Source organism: Bradyrhizobium sp. BRP22, from assembly GCF_020194175.1.
Taxonomy (GTDB): domain Bacteria; phylum Pseudomonadota; class Alphaproteobacteria; order Rhizobiales; family Xanthobacteraceae; genus Bradyrhizobium.
Genome location: NZ_JADYVX010000005.1, coordinates 90,473 through 111,512 on the forward strand (window position 1 = coordinate 90,473; position 21,040 = coordinate 111,512).

A 21,040-nucleotide genomic window follows, 5' to 3' on the forward strand; every position below is an offset into this window, starting at 1 on the left:
TCCGGCCGCTGCGGCCGGCGAGCGCATCAGGCGCTCGCGCTGCTCTCGACGGCGCGGTCGGAACGATCCGCGTAGATGTAGAGCGGACGGGCCGTTCCCTCGACCACCTCGCGCGAGATCACCACTTCCTCCACACCTTCGAGGCCCGGAAGGTCGAACATGGTCTCGAGCAGGATGCTTTCCAGGATCGAGCGCAACCCGCGCGCGCCGGTCTTGCGCTCGATTGCCTTGCGGGCGACCGCGCCAAGCGCCTCATCGGCGAAAGTCAGCTCGATGTTCTCCATCTCGAACAGCCGCTGATACTGCTTGACCAGCGCGTTCTTCGGATCGGTCAGGATCTTCTTCAGCGAGGTCTCGTCGAGATCCTCCAGCGTCGCGACGACAGGCAGGCGGCCGACGAATTCCGGGATCAGGCCGTACTTCAGCAGATCCTCCGGCTCGACGTGGCGGAAGATCTCGCCGGTGCGGCGATCTTCCGGCGCGAGCACCTGCGCCGCAAAGCCGATCGAGGTCGAGCGGCCGCGCGCGGAGATGATCTTCTCCAACCCGGAGAAGGCGCCGCCGCAGATGAAGAGGATGTTGGTGGTATCGACCTGCAGGAATTCCTGCTGCGGATGCTTGCGGCCGCCCTGCGGCGGAACGGAAGCCACAGTGCCTTCCATGATCTTGAGCAGCGCCTGCTGGACGCCCTCACCCGACACATCGCGCGTGATCGAGGGATTGTCCGACTTGCGGCTGATCTTGTCGATCTCGTCGATATAGACGATGCCGCGCTGCGCGCGCTCGACGTTGTAGTCGGCGGCCTGCAGCAGCTTCAGGATGATGTTCTCGACGTCCTCGCCGACATAGCCGGCTTCGGTCAGCGTCGTCGCGTCCGCCATCGTGAAGGGCACATCGAGGATGCGCGCCAGCGTCTGCGCCAGCAGCGTCTTGCCCGAGCCGGTCGGACCGATCAAAAGGATGTTCGACTTCGCGAGTTCGACGTCGTTGTGCTTGGTCTGGTGATTGAGCCGCTTGTAGTGGTTGTGCACGGCAACCGACAGCACCTTCTTGGCATGGCTCTGGCCGATCACGTAATCGTCCAGCACCTTGCAGATTTCTTTCGGAGTCGGGATGCCGTCGCGCGACTTCACCAGCGAGGACTTGTTCTCCTCGCGGATGATGTCCATGCAGAGCTCGACGCATTCGTCGCAGATGAAAACGGTGGGACCCGCGATCAGCTTGCGGACTTCGTGCTGGCTCTTGCCGCAGAACGAGCAATATAGCGTGTTCTTGGAATCGCTCGTGCCGACCTTACTCATTCTTATCTCCGTCCGCCGTTCGAACCCGTCGCTCGATCGACCCATTCCGGTACTGTCCGGGGCTTTAGGTCTAGATAGAGCAAAAACCGTACCAAAAAAGACCCTACTTAATACTCATGCGGCGAATCGCGGTTCAGTCGAATCTTCCCCCGCAATTACATCCGATACGCCAGAGCCAATCATGCTGTCACCCGACTATCAAGAATTCGCTAACCGGGGGCGTACCTGGCACCGTGACAATACCGTGATTTATAACCTCCGCACTGGATAACCTGTCGAAAACGCACGGCCGTTGCGAGATTGCCACGCGACAGCGCGTTGCGAAAGCGGAACTTTCTGCCCAAGCCGGGGCATAGTGCACCGCAATCGCCTGAGTTTGCCGACAGGGATTTCGTCGTCAACGCCAAAATCGCGCAAGCGATCCCGTAAGACTACGCAGCTTTCGTTGCAGCCGGATCGTCGGGACGCTTGTCGATCACCTTGTCGACGAGACCGAACGCTTTCGCGTCTTCCGCCGTGAGGAACTTGTCGCGCTCAAGCGCATCCTCGATGGCCTTGTAGGTCTGACCGGTGTGCTTGACGTAGATTTCGTTCAGCCGCTTCTTGAGATTCAGGATCTCCTGCGCGTGCAGCATGATGTCGGTGGCCTGGCCCTGGAAGCCGCCGGACGGCTGATGCACCATGATGCGCGAATTCGGCAGCGTGAAGCGCATGTCTTTCTCGCCGGCGGCGAGCAAGAGCGATCCCATGGAGGCCGCCTGCCCCGTGCACAGCGTCGTCACCGGCGGACGGATGAACTGCATGGTGTCGTAGATCGCAAGGCCCGATGTCACCACGCCGCCGGGCGAGTTGATGTACATCGAGATTTCCTTCTTCGGATTCTCGGCTTCAAGGAACAGAAGCTGCGCGACCGTCAGCGTCGACATGCCATCCTCGACCGGGCCGGTCACGAAGATGATGCGCTCCTTCAGCAGGCGCGAGAAGATGTCGTAGGCGCGCTCACCGCGATTGGTCTGTTCGACGACCATCGGCACGAGGTTCATGTAGGTTTCGACGGGATCGCGCATGGGATTACCCCTGGAGTTGGCGGGGCCGAAGCCGGCCGGCTGGCGCCGGACGGACAATCGTCCCGTGATGCAGGACTGCGTTTAGTTGCGTTCAGATATGCGCCATTTTCGCGGCGGCAAGACCGCTCAGATGGCTAGGTCCGAACGCGGCAAGTCAAGCCGATTCGGCTGGTCCGGCCTAGCGACGGAATGTCGTCGCCGGGCCGGTTTCGCCGTTCATCATTAACACGAAGTGCCAGGATTACGCCGCAGTTTTCTCGGCGTCTTCATCCTTGAACAGGTCTTCCTTCGAGACCTTTTTCTCGGTCACGTTGGCGAGTTCGAGGATGAAATCGACCACCTTGTCCTCATAGATCGGGGCACGAAGCTGGGCGAGCGCCTGGGCGTTGTTGCGGTAGAAGTCCCAGACCTCCTTCTCGCGGCCGGGCATCTGGCGGGCGCGCTCGATCACGGCGCGGCCGACCTCATCGTCAGACACCGTGATCTTGTTCTTCTCGCCGATCTCCGACAGCACGAGGCCGAGCCGCACCCGGCGATCGGCGATCTTGCGGTACTCTTCCTTGGCGGCGTCCTCGGTGGTGTTCTCGTCGGCAAACGTCTTGCCGGCGGAGTCCATCTCCGCCTTGATCGAGTTCCACATCAGGTTGAACTCCTCGTCGATCAACGACGGCGGCGCCTCGAACCTGTGGTTCCCGTCTAGCCGGTCGAGCAGCGCGCGCTTGACGCGCTGGCGCGTCGCGGCGGCGAACTCGGCCGTCAATCGTGCCCGCGCGGCTTCCTTCAGCTTGTCGAGCGATTCAAGCCCAAGCGTCTTGGCGAACTCGTCGTCGATCACGGTTTCGCCGGGCGCTTCCACCGCGGTTGCCGTGGTCTCGAATTCGGCCGGCTGGCCGGCGAGCTTTTCGCTGGCATAGTTCTTCGGGAACGTCACCTTCAGCGTGCGCGTCTCGCCTACGCCGATGCCGATCAATTGCTCCTCGAAGCCGGGAATGAACTGGCCGGCGCCGAGCACGACCTGGATGCCCTCGCCGGTCCCGCCGTCAAACGCTTCGCCGTTGATCGTACCCTTGAAGCTGATGGTGACGCGGTCGCCGTTCGCAGCCTTGGCGCCTTCGCTCTTGGCCGCATAGGGACGGCTCTGGTCGGCGATGCGCTTGATCGCCTCGTCGACCTCGGCGTCGGTCACATCGGCCACCGGCTTCTCGACCTGGAAGGTCTTGAAATCGGCGAGCGTGATCGGCGGCACCACTTCGATCGACACCGTGTAGGTCAGGTCGCTCTTGCCGGCGAGCAGTTCCTCGACTTCCTTCTGCTCGGTCGGCATCGTGATCTTCGGCTCGGTTGCAAGGCGGAAGCCGCGGTCGGTGAAGATCTGCGTGTTGGTGTCGCGGATGGTCTGGTCGATGGTCTCGGCCATCACCGAGCGGCCGTAGATCTTCTTGAGATGGCTGACCGGCACCTTGCCGGGACGGAAACCGTTGATGCGGACCTTGTCCTTCAGGTCGACAAGCTTCGCGTCCGCCTTGGCATCGAGGTCGGTGGCGGGAACGCTGATCTTGAACTCGTGCTTCAGTCCCTCGTTAAGGGTCTCGGTGACCTGCATCTTCTTCTTCCGCTCCTGTCGCGCCTCGGCGGGCGCGACTGTGTCAATGGTTCGACGCGTAGCTCAACGCCTGCGCCGGTGGTTCGGCTGACCCGCCTCTCAAAAAGCGACAGGCCCTCCAGAAAGGGTCATGCAAACGCTTGGATCGAGCGCTTGGTGCGGGCGGAGGGACTCGAACCCCCACAACTTTCGTCACTGGAACCTAAATCCAGCGCGTCTACCAGTTCCGCCACGCCCGCTTGGCGCATCATATCCAGCCGCGATGCCGCGGGCGGCGGCTTATAGCATGAGCCCGCCCGTTCGCAGCAAAAAAATGGCCTTTTTCGCATGTCCCCTCGGCCGAAATAGCCGCTGGACTTACAGGTGCAAAAATGGTCCGGATCGGGCCGATGGCAAGCCTTTTCCCGATGCTCGATCGACGCACCCTGCTCGTCGGACTGGGCGCCGCCGCGGTGGCGACGGGCCTTCCCGCCGCAACCTGGGCGCAAGGCCGCCGTTCGTTCGCCATGTCCGCGAAGCCTGAGAGCCTGATGCTACGCCCAGGCGGCGCCGGCACACCGATCTGGTCGTTGGTGGGCGACGACGTCAGGATGAGCCGCGGCGAGACCTTCGAGCTGACGCTCAGCAACGATCTTCCCGCGCCCCTCGCGCTGTGCTGTCGGGGAATCGATGGCGCTGCCGCCGCCGAGCCTCTGCTCACCCGGGCACCGCTCGCCTCCGGGGCGAAAGAGAGCTTCCAGCTTCCACTGCGCCACGCCGGCACATTCTTGTGCGATTCCGGTCTCCTGGGTGACGGACAGCCACGACCGCTGCGCGCAAAACCGCTGGTTGTCCTCGAAAGCGAGCGGATCGCCGTCGACCGCGACGACGTGCTTCTCCTCGAGGAATGGCGGCTGCGGCCGGACGGTACGGCGGCCGCGCCCGGGACCGACGCCAAGGACACGACGCCGGTCTATACCGTTAACGGCCGAACCTCATTCGAACTCTCAGCACGTGCCAACGAGCGGCTGCGGCTCCGCTTCATCAATGCCTCCCAACGCACTGTGCTCGCAGTGAAATTGGAGAGCCACGAGGTCCGCGTCATGGCCATCGACGGCCAGCCGGCCGAGCCGTTCCCGGCGCGCAACGGCGCGCTCGTGCTGGCGCCCGGCGGCCGCGCCGATGCCTTCGTCGATGTGGCCGCGACCGCATCGATCCTGCTCCATGATGGCAAGGAGGCGCGCTCCATTGGACGGCTCACGCTCTCCAGCGAGCCCCCGCTTCGCCCCGGCCCGCTGCCACCGGCGCCGCCGCTTGCTTCAAATGGCCTGCCGGCGCAGCTCGACCTCAAGACTGCGCAGCGGTTCGAATTGGCCCTCGGCACGCCGGCCGACTGGGCGCGCCCAGCCGACTTCGCTGCGTCGTCCCCGCCCGCCTTCCGCGCCAAGGCCGGCCGGGCGGTGGTGCTGGCGCTGACCAATCGCGCCGCCATCGCTACCGTCTTCCATCTGCACGGCCATCACTTCCGCCTGCTCGACCGGCTCGACGACGGCTGGAAGCCGTTCTGGCTCGACACGCTCGCGATCGAACCGGGACAGACTCAGCGCGTCGCGTTCCTGGCCGAGCATGCCGGCCGCTTCCTGATCGAGCAGGTCCCGACCGATTGGGCGTCGCCGCGGTTCGTGCGATGGTACAGCGTCGAATAAGAACAAGGGGAAACGACCATGAGCCAAACCGTTCCAGCCATCCGTAACGTCAAGGCGCGAGCCGTCGTCGTGCCGCTCAAGCGTCCTGTGAAGAACGCGTTCGGCGTGATCGACTCCGGGCCGCTGGTCCTGATCGATATCGAAACCGATCAGGGCGTTACCGGCCGTTCCTACATTTTCGCCTACACCAGGCTCACACTTAAACCGCTGGTTCATCTGGTCGAGGAGACCGGGCGCGAACTCGCGGGGAAACCGGTCGCGCCGTTCGACCTGATGAAGGCGATGGACGCCAAATTCCGCCTGCTCGGCTGGCAGGGTCTGGTCGGCATGGCCGTCTCCGGCCTCGACATGGCCTGCTGGGATGCGCTCGGGCAGATCGCAAACAAACCGGTCGTCGAACTGCTCGGCGGATCGGTGCGCCCCCTCGCAGCCTATGACAGCTATGGCGTGGTCGATCCCACCGCCGATGAGCGGGCGCTGCGCCGCTCGCTCGACCAGGGCTTTCGCGGCATCAAGATCAAGGGCGGCGATGGCGATGCCGCCAATGACGAGCGCGTGGTCAAGGGCGTGCGTGCCGTCATCGGCCCCGACATCACCCTGATGATCGATTTCAACCAGTCGCTCGATCCGGCGGAAGCCAAACGCCGCATCGCCCGCCTTGCGCCTTATGACCTGCACTGGGTCGAGGAGCCGGTGCCGCAGGAAAATCTCTCCGGCCACGCCAGCGTCCGCATGGACTCGCCGATCCCGATCCAGGCCGGCGAGAACTGGTGGTTCCCGCGCGGCTTCGCCGAGGCGATCTCGGTCGGCGCCAGCGATTTCATCATGCCCGACCTGATGAAGGTCGGCGGCGTCACCGGCTGGCTGCAGGTCGCAGGCCAGGCGGACGCCGCCTCGATCCCGATGTCGAGCCATCTGTTCGCGGAAGCGAGCGCGCATATGCTCGCCGTGACGCCGACCGCGCATTGGCTCGAATTCCTCGACCTCGGCAGCGCCATCCTGGCAAAGCCGGCCGAGGTCATCGACGGCGCGGTCACCGCCCGCGGTCCGGGCCTCGGGCTCGAATGGAACGAGCCGGCGGTTGCGAAATATCAGGTGACGTAGTCCATAGGGATGGGTATCCATCCCACGCGCGTCTTCAATACTCAATTCCCATCCCGTCATAGAGCCGGCGGAACACCGCTGGCAGCGTCTCGGGGAGGTCTTCCGCGATCAGGCCCGGGCCGGCTTCCATCGCGGCCTCGCCATGCATCCAGGCGCCGATGCTCGTACCCTCGAAGGCGGGCGTACCTTGCGCCAACAATCCCGCGATGATGCCGGAGAGCACGTCGCCGGCGCCGGCAGTGGCAAGCCATGGCGGTGCGTTCGAGGCGATGGTGGCGCGGCCATCCGGGGCGGCCACCACCGTGTCCGGCCCCTTCAGCAGCACCACCGCACCGGAGCGCTCCGCGGCGGCGCGCACGCGTTCGAGCTTGGAGCGGCCGGGATGCTTGTTGCTGATGTCGCTGAACAGCCGCGGGAACTCGCCCTCATGCGGCGTCAGCACCACGTGCGCCCCTTCCGATGCCTTGATCGCCTCGAACAGCCGCTCCGGCGCATCGGCAAAGCTTGTCAGCGCATCGGCGTCCAGCACCAGATTGCGCTTCGCCGTGAGCGCGGTATGGACGAAATCACGGGTACGCGGGCCGACGCCGGCACCGGGTCCGATCACGCTGGTATTCAATCGCCTGTCGCTGAGGAGATCCGCGAACTGGATCGCATTGTCGACCGCGCGCACCATCACCGCCGTGAGCGCCGCGGCGTTCACCGCCAGCGCATCGGTCGGCGAGGCCAGCGTCGCCAGGCCCGCGCCTGCCCGCAGCGCGCCACGCGCGGCAAGCCGCGCGGCGCCGGTGGCGGCGATGTCGCCGGAGACGGCAAGGACGTGACCGCGGGAATATTTGTGGCCATCGATCTTCGGCACCGGAAACGCGTGCTGCCAGGTCGATGGCTCGTTCTCGAAGGTTGCGGGGCGGATCTCCTCGAGCACCTTCGGATCGATGCCGATGTCGGCGACGCGCACGCGGCCGCAATGCACCCTGCCCGGCAGCAGCAGGTGCGCCGGCTTGCGGCGGAAGAAGGTCACGGTTTCGGTGGCGCGGATCGCGATCCCCATTGGCGCGCCGGTGGTGCCATTGATCCCGCTCGGCAGGTCGACGGCAAGCACCGGCGCGCCGGTGGCGTTGACCGCCTCGATCATCTCATAGGGTTCGCCCTTGACGGGACGGTCGAGCCCGGCGCCGAACAGCGCATCGATGATCAGCGCGGGCTTGCCGATCGCCTGTGGGTTGAACGGCAGCACCGGATACTTCCAGCCGCGTGCGGCAAGCGCCGCGTCGCCCTTCAGGCTGTCGCGCTCGCACAAGAGGATCACCGAGACCTCCCGCCCGCGCGCGGCGAGTTCGGCGGCGGCGACAAAGCCGTCGCCGCCATTGTTGCCGCGGCCCGCCACCACCAGAATCGGCCCCGCCTCGACCAGGTCCATGGCCGCTTCGGCGACCGCCTGGCCCGCGCTCATCATCAGCGCAAAGCCGGGCGTGCCGCCGGCAATGGTCAGCCGATCGGCGCGTTCCATCTCAGCCGTGGTCAGGACTTCCATGCTGAATCCTCAATCTATCAGCCTTTTCGACAGGCATCTCGGGCGACCCGCGCCGATCTCCCGCCGCCGATTGCACACAATTCATCCGTTTGCCTATTTCGCAGGCTTCGGTATCATGGGGCGCTCGGTCCAACCTTGTCTGTCTGCCCGTTAAAAGGCTGATAACATTCCGAAATCAGGGACTTTAACAACTTGGCATAGACCCTGCTTTTGAGGAAGCCGCTCAAACCGGCCACCCCATACGGCCGCGATGGGCGTTTCCGGCTCCGCCGGAAGTTGAAGGATCGAACTGATTGCGCCACGCGCATCGAACCCATCTGCACTTTGTATTCTGGAAATGCCCGGGAGGCCCTCAGTGAAGAAAATCGAAGCCATCATCAAGCCGTTCAAGCTCGACGAGGTGAAAGAGGCGCTTCAGGAAGTCGGACTTCAGGGCATCACGGTAACGGAAGCCAAGGGGTTTGGACGGCAGAAGGGTCACGCCGAGCTTTATCGCGGAGCGGAATACATCGTCGACTTCCTGCCGAAGGTGAAGATCGAAATCGTGATCGGCGATGACCTGGTCGAGAAGGCGATTGATGCGATCCGCCGCGCGGCACAGACCGGCCGCATCGGCGACGGCAAGATTTTCGTTTCCAATATCGAGGAAGCGATCCGCATCCGGACCGGCGAATCGGGGCTGGACGCTATTTAAGCCCGGTGCTATCCGGAATCTTGCGACCCAAGAATAGAATAAGGCTGCCTTCGGCGGCCTGATTTCGTTTGTATCATCGCGCGAACTTGGCCAAAGCGAGAACAACGTCGCTCACCTGGAAACCGACCCGCAAAGTCAAAAGGGATACTCATGAAGACCGCCAAAGACGTCCTGAAATCGATCAAGGACAACGACGTCAAATACGTCGATCTTCGCTTCACCGATCCGCGCGGCAAGTGGCAGCACGTGACCTTCGACGTCGGCATGATCGAAGAGGACACCTTTGCCGAAGGCGTGATGTTCGACGGCTCCTCGATCGCCGGCTGGAAGGCGATCAACGAGTCCGATATGTGCCTGATGCCCGATCCGGTCACCGCGACGATCGACCCGTTCTTCGCCGAGACCACGATGGTCATCACCTGCGACGTGCTCGAGCCGACCACCGGCGAGCCCTACAACCGCGATCCGCGCGGCATCGCCAAGAAGGCGGAAGCGATGGTGAAGTCGATGGGCGTCGGCGACACCGTCTATTTCGGTCCCGAGGCCGAATTCTTCGTGTTCGACGACGTGCGCTTCTCATCCACTCCTTACAACACCGGCTTCCGGCTCGACTCCTCGGAGCTGCCGACCAATTCCGACACCGAATATGAGGGCGGCAATCTCGGCCACCGCATCCGCACCAAGGGCGGCTACTTCCCGGTGCCGCCGCAGGATTCGGTGCAGGATATGCGCTCGGAGATGCTGGGCGCCATGGCCAAGATGGGCGTCAAGGTCGAGAAGCATCACCACGAAGTCGCTTCCGCCCAGCACGAGCTCGGCATGAAGTTCGACACCATGACGCTGATGGCCGACCAGATGCAGATCTACAAGTATTGCATCCACCAGGTCGCCCATATCTACGGCAAGACCGCCACCTTCATGCCGAAGCCGGTCTACGGCGACAACGGCTCGGGGATGCACTGCCACCAGTCGATCTGGAAGGAAGGCAAGCCGGTGTTCGCAGGCAACAAGTACTCCGACCTCTCGGAGACGTGCCTTTCCTATATCGCCGGCATCATCAAGCATGCCAAGGCGATCAACGCCTTCACCAACCCGTCCACCAACTCCTACAAGCGCCTGGTGCCGGGCTATGAGGCCCCCGTGCTGCTCGCCTACTCCGCGCGCAACCGCTCGGCCTCCTGCCGCATCCCCTACACCGCCTCGCCGAAGGCCAAGCGCGTCGAGGTCCGCTTCCCCGATCCGATGGCCAACCCCTATCTCGGCTTCGCCGCGATGCTGATGGCCGGCCTCGACGGCATCAAGAACAAGCTCGACCCGGGCCCGGCGATGGACAAGGACCTTTACGATCTGCCGAAGGAAGAGCTGAAGTCGATCCCGACCGTGTGCGGCAGCCTGCGCGAGGCGCTGGAAAGCCTCGACAAGGACCGCGCCTTCCTGAAGGCCGGCGGCGTGTTCGACGACGACTTCATCGACGCCTACATCGAACTCAAGATGACCGAAGTCGAACGCTTCGAGATGACCCCGCACCCGGTCGAGTTCGACATGTACTATTCGCAGTGAGCTTTCACTGCCATAACAATGCGAAAGGCGCTCCACACGGAGCGCCTTTCGTTTTTTAGAGCATGATCCGGAAAAGTGGAGACCGGTTTTCCGAAAAGATCATGCTCAAACAGAGAGCTAGAGCGGGATGACGATTCGAAGAAAAGTCATCATGCTCTAGGACCGGTGATTACGGAACGATGCCTCGGCAGGCCCACGCGACGTTTGCGAAGGACCTCGGACCGTCAGGCCGGCCGGCCTCATAGGCATCCCGCACGGCGGCGGTGGTGCGCGCCTGCTCGGCAGCGTCGAGTGTTGCCACATATTTGCCGAGCGGCCCCTCGCCCGCGGCAATCGGCGCCCAATAGTCGTCGAAGCTGAGGTAATCCATGCGGATCATCAGCTCCATTTCCGTTACGTCCACGAGGCCCTGTTCGACAAAGGTCCTTTTCATTTCGCCCGGCTGCATCATCGGCTGGAAGCAGTAGCGATTGCGGAGCTGGCGTCCGGCTTCGCTGCGTGCCGCCACCGTGTCGACCATCATGCGCATGCCGGGCATGCCACCGAGATGATCCCACACGGTCGCCGCCACCACACCGCCCGGCCGAACGACGCGGCGCATCTCGGCGACTGCTTGGCCGGCTTCGGGTACGAAGTGGAGCACGAGCAGCGCCAAGGCACGGTCGAACGTACCGTCCTCGAACGGCAGCGCGCAGGCATCCGCCTGCCGGATCTTTATCCGCGGATCGATGTTGCGCCGGATGGCTTCCTCGACAAACACCGGCGAATAATCAATCGCGCCAATCTCGGCGAGGTTAGCGGACCTCGCGAGTGCAAAGGTCAGGCTGCCGGTCCCGCAGCCAACGTCGAGGATCTTTTCGCCATCGGCAAGCCCCGCAAATTCGATGAACAGGGGCGCGAGCCTTTGGCTCCAGCGCCCCATGAGCTGCTCATAGCCGGCGGCATTGCGAACGTTGAATTCCGAGGTCATCGAAACCTCCATACGCTCGGCCAATGCTAACCCCCGAGCGGATTATTGCCAAGGCGCCAAAGCACCGCACTGACGGAACAGCCGCTCACGACACTCGTCATTCAATCCCCACCTCTGTTGCTCATCGGATCGGTCGCATCAAAACAGCGAGACTGACGGCGCTTATGTGGATTGTTCCCGCTTCCCTGACAGATGACTTGCAGAACTGTGAGTGACAACGCAAACTGCGGCAAAACAAAAAAGGGAGTGAAAAGATGAAACGGCGCACCTTTCTTGCCGGTCTTGGTGCCACAGTCTTCTCTCCGGCGATTGTCCGCGCCGCGGGAGACCCGCCGTTAAAGTTCGGTGTCCTGACGGATATGAACGGCCTGTTTGCAGACAATGGCGGCAAGGGATCGGTGGCGGCCGCGCAATTGGCGATCGAGGAGTGTGGCGGCAGCGTCTTGGGCAAGCCCATCGAATTGATTTCCGCCGATCACCAGAACAAGCCGGACCTCGGCGGGAACATTGCGCGCCAATGGTACGATCAGGATGGCGTCGACGTCATCCTCGACGTGCCGGTGTCATCGGTCTGTATTGCGGTCCAGAACTTTGCCAGGGATCGAAACAAGATGTTCATCACATCCGCGGGCGGCTCCGCGGATCTGAGTGGAAAGCTATGCTCTCCGAACTTCATCCAGTGGACATATAATACCTACGCACTGGCTAACGTGGCCGGGAAAGCGTTGCTCCAACGTGGAGCCGACACATGGTTCTTTATTGCTGCGGACTACGCATTCGGCCATGCGCTCGAGCGCGACGTAACGGAAGTTGTGACCAGGGGTGGAGGAAAGTCATTGGGGCATGCACCGCATCCCATCAACACGGCAGATTTCAGCTCGGTCCTTCTGACGGCCAAGTCTTCGGGCGCGAAGGTTATCGCACTGGCGAACGCTGGCGCGGACACTCAGAACGGCATCAAACAAGCGGAAGAATTTGGCCTCACCAGCGGCGGCCAGCAGATGATCGCTCTGCTGATTGACGTCAATGACATCCAGAGCATTGGTCTGAAGAGCGCGCAGGGCTTGCTTGCCACGATTGGCTTCTATTGGAACATGGATGACCGGACGCGCGAATTCGCAAAGCGCTATGCCGCCAAGATGGGAAAACCGCCGAGCATGATGCAGGCGGGCGTGTATTCGTCCGCGTTGAACTACATCAAATCGGTCCAGACCGCGAATACCAAGGATCCGGCCGCTGTCGTGAAGGATTTGCAGGGCCGCACCTTCAATGATGCTTTCGCGCGAAACGGCAAGCTTCGCGCCGATAACCTGATGGTGCATGACATGTACCTCGCCGAGGTCAAGAAGCCGAGCGAGGTGTCCGACCCGTCGGACGTCTTCAGGATCCTCGCGACGGTCGAAGGCAAGGATGCATTTCCACCGCTCTCGAGCAGCGCTTGCCCGATGGTGACGGCCCAGAAGTAAATTCGGGCAGTTAGCGATTCGCACAAACGGTACTGCAGAAAGCGTTATGATCTTGGCCGGGACCGCCGTTTCGATCAGCGTCACACCCCCACCCTGTTTGAAAACTCAAATCCCAACTCACCCCGTCATTGCGAGCGCAGCGAAGCAATCCATCGCGCCACTTGCGGAGCCGTGGATTGCTTCGCTACGCTCGCAATGACGATGTGGGTGCTTTGGGTGCGACATAACAGCCCGACGGGCAAATCAGTAGAAACGTGTCCATCCCTCGCGCGAAAAATAAATCGCTTAACCCGTCGGGCAAATCACCGCTATGATTCCGCGCGTCTCACCCAGATGAGGGGCGGCTCGCGATCGTCACGAACGTTGCGGTGAGATGCGGTGGACGCGATGCGTGCGACTGACGAGCGTGCGTAAGGCGGACGGCGAAGTCGTGTGGTTCTGGCGCCCCGACGCTGGCGCTAAGTTCTGTGGATCGAGTATCTGCGGAGCGACGGTGGCAAGAAAGCCCGGTCACCGAGAAGAGCACGAAGTAAGCCGTAAACCATCGCGCAGGGAAAGCCGGAGTTGCTTCGGTTGACCTGTGGTCCTACCCCCGTGCTTTTTGTTGCACGGGGCCCACGGGTGCAACCGGCACCCGGCTTTCCCTGCGCCCTCCGATATCGATGAGGGTGAAACGAGATGCAAAGCTCGGACGCCATGCGCCGCGAGAACGCGAACTTACATCCTCACTCCACCGTCATGCCCGCGAAGGCGGGCATCCAGTAACCCGCGGCCTCTCGGCATAAGCACTGACGTCTCTGGAATACTGGCGTCCGGTCAAGCCGGACGATGACAACGGAGAAGCTATTTGACATTTGAATCAGTATCTCTCCCGTCGTCCCGGTCTTGCGGCGCCGCGGCGAAGCCCTTGGGCGTAGCCGGGAGCCGGAGCCCATAACCACAGGCTTTTGCGTGTGCTCCGCTGTAACCGCTTGCTCGCTGCAACAACTGCCTGTGGTTATGGGTCCCCGCCTTCGCGGGGACGACAGCGAGAAACGTAGGATAGGTAGCGCGCAGCGAAACCCATCATCGTGCCGCTTGCTCCATCGCGATGGGTTTCGCTGCGCTCTACCTATCCTACGAAATTGCTGTTTGAAATTTGAATCAGAACTCTTCGCCGTCATTGCGAGCAGCGCAAGCGACAAAGCAATCCATGCGCACGCGGCGCGATAGATTGCTTCGCTGCGCTCGCAACGGCGGCGCCGCTACGCCGCCGTCCGCTGACGTTCACGCAACGCGGCGGCGAAAGCTTCGAACAGTTTCCTGTTGATCGGGTTGCGCTGCGGGTCGTATTCCGCGTGCCACTGCACACCGAGCGCAAAGCCCGGCGCATCGGCGATCCGGATCGCCTCGATGGTGCCGTCCTCGGCGATGCCTTCGATCACGACGCGCTCGCCGGGCTCCAGGATGCCCTGCCCGTGCAGCGAATTGACGCGGATGATCTCGCAGCCCAGGAGCTTGGCGAACACTCCGCCGGGCGTGAGCTTGACGTCGTGGCGGTCGGCGAACACGACCAGCGGGTCCGGATGGATCTCGCCGTTCTCCAGCCGCGGCATGCGATGATTTATGCGCCCGGGCAGTTCGCGGATCTCCGGATGCAGCGAGCCGCCAAAGGCGACATTCATCTCCTGCAGGCCACGACAGATGCCGAACAGCGGGATGCCGCGCGCGACGCAGGCTTCCGCCACCGCCAGCGCGACCTCGTCGCGCTCGATGTCATAGGGCTCGTGGCTCTCATGCGGTTCGCATTTGAAGCGGGTCGGATGGACATTGGCCCTCGCCCCGGTCAGCACCACGCCATCGACGACGTCGAGCAAGGCGCCGACGTCGGTGATCTCAGGCGAACCGGCGAACATCAGCGGAACCGCGCCGGCGACATCGGTGATCGCGCGCAGGTTGCGCTCCCCGACCATCTGAACCGTGAAACGATCTTCGATGCGATGGGCGTTTCCGATCACGCCGACCACGGGCCGTCTCATGCTTCAGTGTCTCGCGTAGGAATGATTTTCTATGTTTGTCATGGTTCCAGATCGATAATGCCCCCGACTGGACCGTTGATCAACATATTATGCTGGCGGAGCACATCGGCGTGGGACGCAGGCGCCGCGGGGCCGGCTTGCCGTTATCCCGCAGGAAAAGGCTTGTCCGGCAGGCAGCGGCAAACCGGCGCGCGTGCGGCGGCTTGATCCCGCCGGGATTTTGGCGACAAGGTGAGAACAATCGATGCGCGAAGGAATCAACGTGAGACTACCGGACGGCGACCACCTTCAGGCCCGCAACGACCTGGCGTGGGCGATCAGTGTCGGCGGCATCGGTATCGTGCTGTTCGCGGCGGTGCTGGCGCTCGCCTGGCACTATGCGGCGACGCTGTTCCTGATCTTCGCCGGGGTGCTGCTCGGCGTCGCGCTCAACGCCCTCACCAACCTGCTCGGCCACATGGTCAAACTTCCGCATGCGCTGCGGCTGACCATCGTCTGCCTGGCGCTGGCGGCGCTGCTGTCGGGCGTCGTCTTCCTCGGCGGGGCCACCATCGCCCAGCAGGCGTCCGCGCTCAGCGACACCATCAAGTCGCAACTGGTGTACGTCAAATCCTTCCTCGAGCAGCACGGCATCGACACCAGCTACCTCGATTTCAGCAATCAGGTTTCCGCACCGACGGAATCGCTATCGCCAACGACGCCGGGCGCGGCGGCCACCCACAGCCTGCCGAGCGCCGGGGCGCTCGCCTCCTCCGGCGGCGCGATCATCAGCCAGACCTTCAAGGTGCTGCTCGGCACCGTGAGCGCGGTCGGCAACTTCTTCATCGTACTGTTTCTCGGGTTTGCCTTTGCCGCCCAACCCAGCATCTACCGCGCCGGGCTGTTGTTCGTGATGCCCACCAGGCACCGCGCGCAGGCCACCATCATCGTCGACCGGATCGGCGACACGCTGGAGCGCTGGCTGATCGCCCAGATCATCACGATGGGCGCGGTGTTCCTGGTCACCTGGATCGGCCTGTCGATCATCGGCATCCAGAGCTCGTTCATTCTGGGCATCCAGGCGGGCCTGCTCGCCTTCATTCCGACCGTGGGCGCAATCCTGGGGGGATTGATCGTGGTGCTGGCGAGCCTTGCCTCGGGCTGGATCGCAGCGCTCTCGGCCTTCGTGCTGTTCCTCGGGGTGCACGCGATGGAGAGCTACGTGCTGACGCCGATCATCCAGCGGCAGGCGCTGGATATTCCGCCTGCCACGCTGTTTGCGTTCCAGATCCTGCTCGGGGTGGTATTCGGCGTCTGGGGGCTCGCGCTCGCGCTCCCCCTGATGGCGATCGCCAAGGTGATGATCGACCACTTCAAGGCCGAGGCGCCGCCTGTGGCGGCTTGAGCTGGCCTCAGGCTGTCAGCACGATCTCGGTATGCTCGACCTCCGGCGGCGCGGCAAAGAACGGCCCGACCAGGGCTCGCCAGGCGGCGAAATCCTCCGAGCCGCGGAAATCGACGGTGTGATTTTCCAGCGTCTCCCACTTCGCGACCAGCCGATAGCGCGACGGCTTCTCGATCGACTTGTGCAGTTCGAATCCCTTGCCGCCCTTGGCGCGCAGGAACAGCGGCCGCGCCTTCTCCACCGCGGCTTCGAAATCCTTTTCGGAGCCGGGCTTGACGTCGATGAGTGCAATTTCGGTGACCATTGGGCTTCTCCCTGGAAAGGGCCCGTCTCTAGCTCAGCTTATGGAAAAGAAAAAGGCGCCTCGCGGCGCCCTCACCAATACGGGATGTGCTGTTACCTAGCTGAATACGAGCACGGTGCCGACCACCATCAACGTGAGGCCCAGAAACATCATCATCGGCCAAGCGCTGCGCGGGCGGCCGTAGCGGCCCTGGGCGCGGCGCTCGGCGATCAGCGCGGTCTCGTACTCATCCGAGCTGGAGAACAGGCAGCCGAACCCACCGCGGGCGGTGGCGGCGGCTGCTTCGAGGGACAACAGGACGGAGGATTGAGCGTTGTGAAGGCGGGTCGATTCCATAGCTGGGATGATAGGAATCGAATGGTAAACAGAAGCTTACCGCAATATCGCTCATGCCGCGATCTGTCTCTCACGCGCCTGCGGCGCGAGGCCGGCGGTCTTGCGCCGCCAGTTCTCCAGCGACAGCGGCAATTCCTCCGCGGCCTCGACGCGGTTGCGGCCGCCGCGCTTGGCCTGGTAGAGCGCGGTATCGGCCGCCGCCAGCAACACTTCGAGCTCGGTGCCGGCCGGCCCGCCGGCGACGCCGATGCTGACGGTGGTCTCGACCGCGCCCTCCTCGCAGACGATGCCGGAGGCCTGGAAGCATTCGCGCACGCGCTCGGCGGCGATCACGCCCTCCTCCAGCGAGCACGGCAGCAGCGCCGCGAATTCCTCGCCGCCTATGCGTCCGGAGAGATCCGTGATGCGGAGGCTGTTGACGACGACGGCCGAAAACAGTTTCAGGATCTCGTCGCCCGCGGGATGGCCGAAGCGGTCGTTGATCGATTTGAAGTGGTCGATGTCGAAGATCATCACCGTCACCGGACGGCCGGCCTGGGCCTCGCGTTCGATCACGCGCGCGCAGGCCTCGGCGAAGCCGCGGCGGTTGAACATGCCGGTCAAGGGATCCATCGAGGCCGCCGTCTTGTGCGCGGTCACCTCGCGGTCCGATACCAGCATGAAGATCACGAACACGGTGCCGATCGCATAGAGAATGAGTTCGACCGAGAACACCGTCACCCAGATGCTGTTGCCGAACGCCGCATCATGCGGACGCAGGAGATTGCCGAGCAGGATCGGCAGCAGCAGCACGCAGCCGTGGAGTACGGGGATCGCGAGTGCAGGCCAGCGCCGCTGTGTCGCGCGCCGCCGCTCGCGCCACAACTCGGCCGCCGTGAGGCACGCATAGATCGCGATGATCGCGGCGCCGATGGTCAGCTTCAGCATTTGCTGCTCGGGCGGCAAGGTCAGCGCGGTGCCGACCCATGCAATCGCGCCGAGCACAAGGCCGGGGATGTTCGGCTTGCGGCCATGGAAGACGCGCGCAGCATTCCACACCATGCCGCAGGCAATGAAGCCGGCTACATTCAGCGCCTGCGAGGCGATCTCGCCGAGCATCGCGCCCGCGATGGTCGACGCTGCGACAGAGGCCGCGCCGAGGAGATACGCGCTGCCCCACCACTTCAACGCCGGAATCTTCTCCTGATTGCCGAAGAACAACAGCATGGCGCCGAGCATTCCGGCCACCATGGTGGCAAACAGATAAAGCGTCGAAGTGTCGAACGACATGAGCCCCTGCCTGGCGCGCGTGTGATGAAAGCGTGTGATGCCACGTTCTCGAGGCGCGACCCGAAAAGGATAACGCGCCATCATACCGCTGAAGCTATGACTCGCGTGTTGGCAATCCGTTTGCGTGCATACAAAAGTTTTCGAGAAAAACTGCAGACAATTGATGCGCAAAGCCGCAGCAAAAAGGGCGCCTCGCGGCGCCCTTCGCAGTTGCTGCAAATTGCAATGAAGCGGTTAGCGCTTCGAGAACTGGAACGACTTGCGCGCCTTGGCGCGGCCGTACTTCTTGCGCTCGACGGTGCGCGAGTCGCGGGTGAGAAAGCCGCCCTTCTTCAATACGCCGCGCAATTCCGGTTCAAAATTGGTCAGCGCCTTGGAGAGGCCGTGGCGCACCGCACCGGCCTGGCCGGACAGGCCGCCGCCGGTGACCGTGCAGATCACGTCATACTGGCCGGCGCGGGCCGCAGCGACCAGCGGCTGCTGGATCATCATCCGCAGCACCGGACGGGCGAAATAGATTTCGACGTCGCGGGTGTTGACGGAGATCTTGCCGGAGCCCGGCTTGACCCAGACGCGGGCGACCGCGTCCTTGCGCTTGCCGGTGGCATAAGCGCGGCCGTACTTGTCGACCTTCTTCACATACTTCGGCGCCTCGGGAGCCGCCGGCTTCAACTGCGCAAGCTGATCGAGAGACTGCATGGTATCGGACATCTTATGCGGCCCTCATGTTCTTGCGGTTCGCGGACGCGAAATCGATCTTCTCGGGGTTCTGCGCTTCGTGCGGATGCTCGGCGCCGGGATAGACGCGCAAATTGCCCATCTGCATGCGACCGAGCGGGCCGCGCGGGATCATGCGCTCGACGGCCTTCTCCACCACGCGCTCGGGGAAGCGGCCTTCGAGGATCTGCTTGGCGCTGCGTTCCTTGATGCCGCCGATGTAGCCGGTATGCTTGTGGTAGACCTTCTGATCGCGCTTGCGACCGGTCAGCACGACATGGGCGGCGTTGATGATGATGACATTGTCGCCGCAATCGACATGCGGCGTGTAGGTGGGCAGGTGCTTGCCGCGCAGTCGCATCGCGACCATGGTAGCGAGCCGACCGACCACCACACCCTTGGCGTCGATCACGACCCACTTCTTCTGCACCTCGGCGGGCTTGGCCGAAAAGGTTTTCATGTGAGCTGTCCGTGGAAAGGAGTTTTCAGGCGCAGAACGCCGCGCCGGATTGCGCGCGTTTTTAGGGAAGCAAATGCAATTCGTCAATGCAAATTGACGCCGATTATCGCCGCAAAAACAATGAGTTAAAATTACGGTATTTTAATACCGCAAGAAATGCTATTTGTTTGGAATGGAATAGGTCGCCGTCACATGTGCAATCGGATCCGGGGAATCGCCCGAAAGCAGGTTGACCTCCCCGACTGCCAACCGCTTGCCGAGCTTCAACAGCCGCGCCGCCGCCAGAACGTCCTGTCCTGGCTGGCCCTTGCGGAGGAAATTGATGTTGAGATTGGTGGTGACCGCCAGGCCCACCGGACCGATCGCCGACAACAGCACCACATACATCGCGAAATCGGCCAGCGCCATCAGCGTCGGGCCCGACACCGTTCCGCCGGGCCGCAACATCCGCTCGCTGTAGCGCTGGCGCAAAAGACAGGTCTCGCCATCCGCGTTCTCGATCGTGATGTCGTCCCCGCTGAATGCCTGGGGGAATTCCGCGCGCAGGAACTTCTCCAGTTCAGCCACGCTCATTTTCGCCAACGCCATGCCGTCCCCGCCCCTCGATTCAGTCCGCGTGTTACATTAAGTTGCGGCCAAAGCCTTAGCCGAAAAAAGCCTTAGTGGATATTTGGAGATGCCCCAAGCCGCCCGTGCCGTCGCGCCGCAATCGCCGATCCTCCTGCGCGAGCAGGTCGGCAGCATCGCCGTGCTGACGCTCAACCGCCCCGCCGCGCGCAACAGCCTCTCCGAAGGCCTGATCGCCGAACTGCACGGCGCGCTCAGGGAGATTCATGATGACGGAGCAGTGCGCGCCGTCGTCATCGCCGCCAACGGTCCCGCCTTCTCGGCCGGCCACGACATGAAGGAACTTACCGCCCGCCGCGGCGACGCCGATCGCGGCCGAGCCTATTTCGCAGAGATCATGAACGCCTGCAGCGCCATGATGCAGGCGATCGTGCATCTGTCCAAGCCGGTGGTCGCTTCCGTCCAGGGCATTGCGACCGCTGCCGGCTGCCAACTGGTTGCGAGCTGCGATCTCGCGATCGCCTCGGAAACCGCGACCTTCGCGACGCCCGGCGTCGATATCGGCCTGTTCTGCTCGACACCGATGGTGGCGCTGTCGCGCAATGTTCCGCGCAAGCAGGCGATGGAGATGCTGCTGACGGGCGAGCCGATTTCGGCCGCGACTGCCCGCGACATCGGGCTCGTCAACCGCGTCGTGCCTGCCGGCACCGAACGAGAGGCCGCGATTGCGCTGGCGCAAAAAGTGGCGCTGAAATCCGCCTACACTGTGAAGCTTGGCAAGGAAGCATTCTACCGTCAGGCCGAGATGACCCTGGCCGAGGCCTATCGCTACGCCGCCGAGGTGATGACCGAAAACATGATGGCGCGCGACGCCGAGGAAGGCATCGGTGCCTTCATCGAGAAGCGAGAGCCGAAATGGCAGGATAGATGATCCTCATCCTGAGGAGCCGCAAAGCGGCATCTCGAAGGATGCAGCCCGTCTGGGGCCTCATGGTTCGGGA

The 21,040-nt window shown here is 63.1% G+C and carries 19 protein-coding genes and 1 tRNA gene; 7 read left to right on the forward strand and 13 right to left on the reverse strand.

From position 1 onward, the window contains the following. Window positions 1-26 precede the first annotated feature (26 nt). The 4 genes from clpX to I6F35_RS08890 all read right to left on the reverse strand — a co-directional run bounded on the left by clpX (window position 27) and on the right by I6F35_RS08890 (window position 4,210). Complete coding sequence (gene clpX / locus I6F35_RS08875; protein ID WP_024506813.1) at window positions 27-1,301, reverse strand: ATP-dependent Clp protease ATP-binding subunit ClpX; 1,275 nt, start codon at window positions 1,299-1,301, stop codon at window positions 27-29. Window positions 1,302-1,732: 431 nt separating this feature from the next. Continuing rightward, a complete protein-coding gene (locus I6F35_RS08880) occupies window positions 1,733-2,368 on the reverse strand; it encodes an ATP-dependent Clp protease proteolytic subunit (protein WP_225117276.1) in 636 nt (211 codons plus the stop codon). 241 nt (window positions 2,369-2,609) lie between these two features. Next, window positions 2,610-3,971, reverse strand: a complete 1,362-nt coding sequence (gene tig / locus I6F35_RS08885) for a trigger factor (protein ID WP_225117277.1) — start codon at window positions 3,969-3,971, stop codon at window positions 2,610-2,612. Between the two features lie 154 nt (window positions 3,972-4,125). Then, a tRNA-Leu gene (locus I6F35_RS08890) sits at window positions 4,126-4,210 on the reverse strand. A 150-nt stretch (window positions 4,211-4,360) separates the two neighbouring features. Here I6F35_RS08890 and I6F35_RS08895 point away from each other — a divergent pair. Beyond that, on the forward strand, window positions 4,361-5,656 hold the full coding sequence (locus tag I6F35_RS08895) for a multicopper oxidase domain-containing protein (RefSeq protein ID WP_225117278.1): 1,296 nt from the start codon (window positions 4,361-4,363) through the stop codon (window positions 5,654-5,656). A gap of 18 nt (window positions 5,657-5,674) precedes the next feature. Then, window positions 5,675-6,760, forward strand: coding sequence for an enolase C-terminal domain-like protein (locus I6F35_RS08900; protein ID WP_225117279.1), 1,086 nt, complete (start codon window positions 5,675-5,677; stop codon window positions 6,758-6,760). A 34-nt stretch (window positions 6,761-6,794) separates the two neighbouring features. Here I6F35_RS08900 and I6F35_RS08905 read toward each other — a convergent pair whose 3' ends face one another. Continuing rightward, window positions 6,795-8,294: an NAD(P)H-hydrate dehydratase gene (locus tag I6F35_RS08905; RefSeq protein ID WP_225117280.1), complete on the reverse strand. Its 1,500-nt coding sequence runs from the start codon at window positions 8,292-8,294 to the stop codon at window positions 6,795-6,797. A 355-nt stretch (window positions 8,295-8,649) separates the two neighbouring features. On the opposite strand from I6F35_RS08905, the gene I6F35_RS08910 reads away from it, so the two are divergent. Together I6F35_RS08910 and glnA are read left to right on the forward strand one after the other, a co-directional pair. Continuing rightward, complete coding sequence (locus I6F35_RS08910; protein ID WP_011441447.1) at window positions 8,650-8,988, forward strand: P-II family nitrogen regulator; 339 nt, start codon at window positions 8,650-8,652, stop codon at window positions 8,986-8,988. Window positions 8,989-9,138: 150 nt separating this feature from the next. Further along, complete coding sequence (gene glnA, locus I6F35_RS08915; protein WP_225117281.1) at window positions 9,139-10,548, forward strand: type I glutamate--ammonia ligase; 1,410 nt, start codon at window positions 9,139-9,141, stop codon at window positions 10,546-10,548. Window positions 10,549-10,717: 169 nt separating this feature from the next. Here the strand turns inward: glnA and I6F35_RS08920 are convergent, their stop codons facing one another. Next, on the reverse strand, window positions 10,718-11,518 hold the full coding sequence (locus I6F35_RS08920; RefSeq protein WP_225117282.1) for a class I SAM-dependent methyltransferase: 801 nt from the start codon (window positions 11,516-11,518) through the stop codon (window positions 10,718-10,720). Between the two features lie 254 nt (window positions 11,519-11,772). Here I6F35_RS08920 and I6F35_RS08925 point away from each other — a divergent pair, with 254 nt between their 5' ends. Next, window positions 11,773-12,984 (forward strand): ABC transporter substrate-binding protein, encoded by a 1,212-nt coding sequence (locus I6F35_RS08925; protein ID WP_225117283.1) that lies wholly within the window; start codon window positions 11,773-11,775, stop codon window positions 12,982-12,984. A 1,244-nt stretch (window positions 12,985-14,228) separates the two neighbouring features. Here the strand turns inward: I6F35_RS08925 and I6F35_RS08930 are convergent. Beyond that, on the reverse strand, window positions 14,229-15,002 hold the full coding sequence (locus I6F35_RS08930) for a gamma-glutamyl-gamma-aminobutyrate hydrolase family protein (protein ID WP_225117284.1): 774 nt from the start codon (window positions 15,000-15,002) through the stop codon (window positions 14,229-14,231). A 244-nt stretch (window positions 15,003-15,246) separates the two neighbouring features. Between I6F35_RS08930 and I6F35_RS08935 the strand changes: the two genes are divergently transcribed. Beyond that, a complete protein-coding gene (locus tag I6F35_RS08935; RefSeq protein ID WP_225117285.1) occupies window positions 15,247-16,386 on the forward strand; it encodes an AI-2E family transporter in 1,140 nt (379 codons plus the stop codon). A 7-nt stretch (window positions 16,387-16,393) separates the two neighbouring features. Here the strand turns inward: I6F35_RS08935 and I6F35_RS08940 are convergent, their stop codons facing one another. The 6 genes from I6F35_RS08940 to I6F35_RS08965 form a co-directional block, all read right to left on the reverse strand. Continuing rightward, complete coding sequence (locus I6F35_RS08940) at window positions 16,394-16,690, reverse strand: antibiotic biosynthesis monooxygenase family protein (protein ID WP_225117286.1); 297 nt, start codon at window positions 16,688-16,690, stop codon at window positions 16,394-16,396. A 96-nt stretch (window positions 16,691-16,786) separates the two neighbouring features. Beyond that, window positions 16,787-17,026: a hypothetical protein gene (locus I6F35_RS08945; RefSeq protein WP_225117287.1), complete on the reverse strand. Its 240-nt coding sequence runs from the start codon at window positions 17,024-17,026 to the stop codon at window positions 16,787-16,789. A gap of 51 nt (window positions 17,027-17,077) precedes the next feature. After that, entirely contained in the window at window positions 17,078-18,295 is a 1,218-nt protein-coding gene (locus I6F35_RS08950; protein ID WP_225117288.1) for a GGDEF domain-containing protein, read from the reverse strand. A 234-nt stretch (window positions 18,296-18,529) separates the two neighbouring features. Continuing rightward, entirely contained in the window at window positions 18,530-19,006 is a 477-nt protein-coding gene (gene rpsI, locus I6F35_RS08955) for a 30S ribosomal protein S9 (RefSeq protein ID WP_225117289.1), read from the reverse strand. 1 nt (window position 19,007) lies between these two features. Further along, window positions 19,008-19,472, reverse strand: coding sequence for a 50S ribosomal protein L13 (rplM, locus tag I6F35_RS08960; protein ID WP_225117290.1), 465 nt, complete (start codon window positions 19,470-19,472; stop codon window positions 19,008-19,010). Between the two features lie 159 nt (window positions 19,473-19,631). Beyond that, window positions 19,632-20,060 (reverse strand): PaaI family thioesterase, encoded by a 429-nt coding sequence (locus I6F35_RS08965; RefSeq protein ID WP_225117291.1) that lies wholly within the window; start codon window positions 20,058-20,060, stop codon window positions 19,632-19,634. Between the two features lie 88 nt (window positions 20,061-20,148). Here I6F35_RS08965 and I6F35_RS08970 point away from each other — a divergent pair, with 88 nt between their 5' ends. Further along, window positions 20,149-20,970, forward strand: coding sequence for an enoyl-CoA hydratase (locus I6F35_RS08970; protein WP_225117292.1), 822 nt, complete (start codon window positions 20,149-20,151; stop codon window positions 20,968-20,970). Window positions 20,971-21,040: the final 70 nt, after the last annotated feature.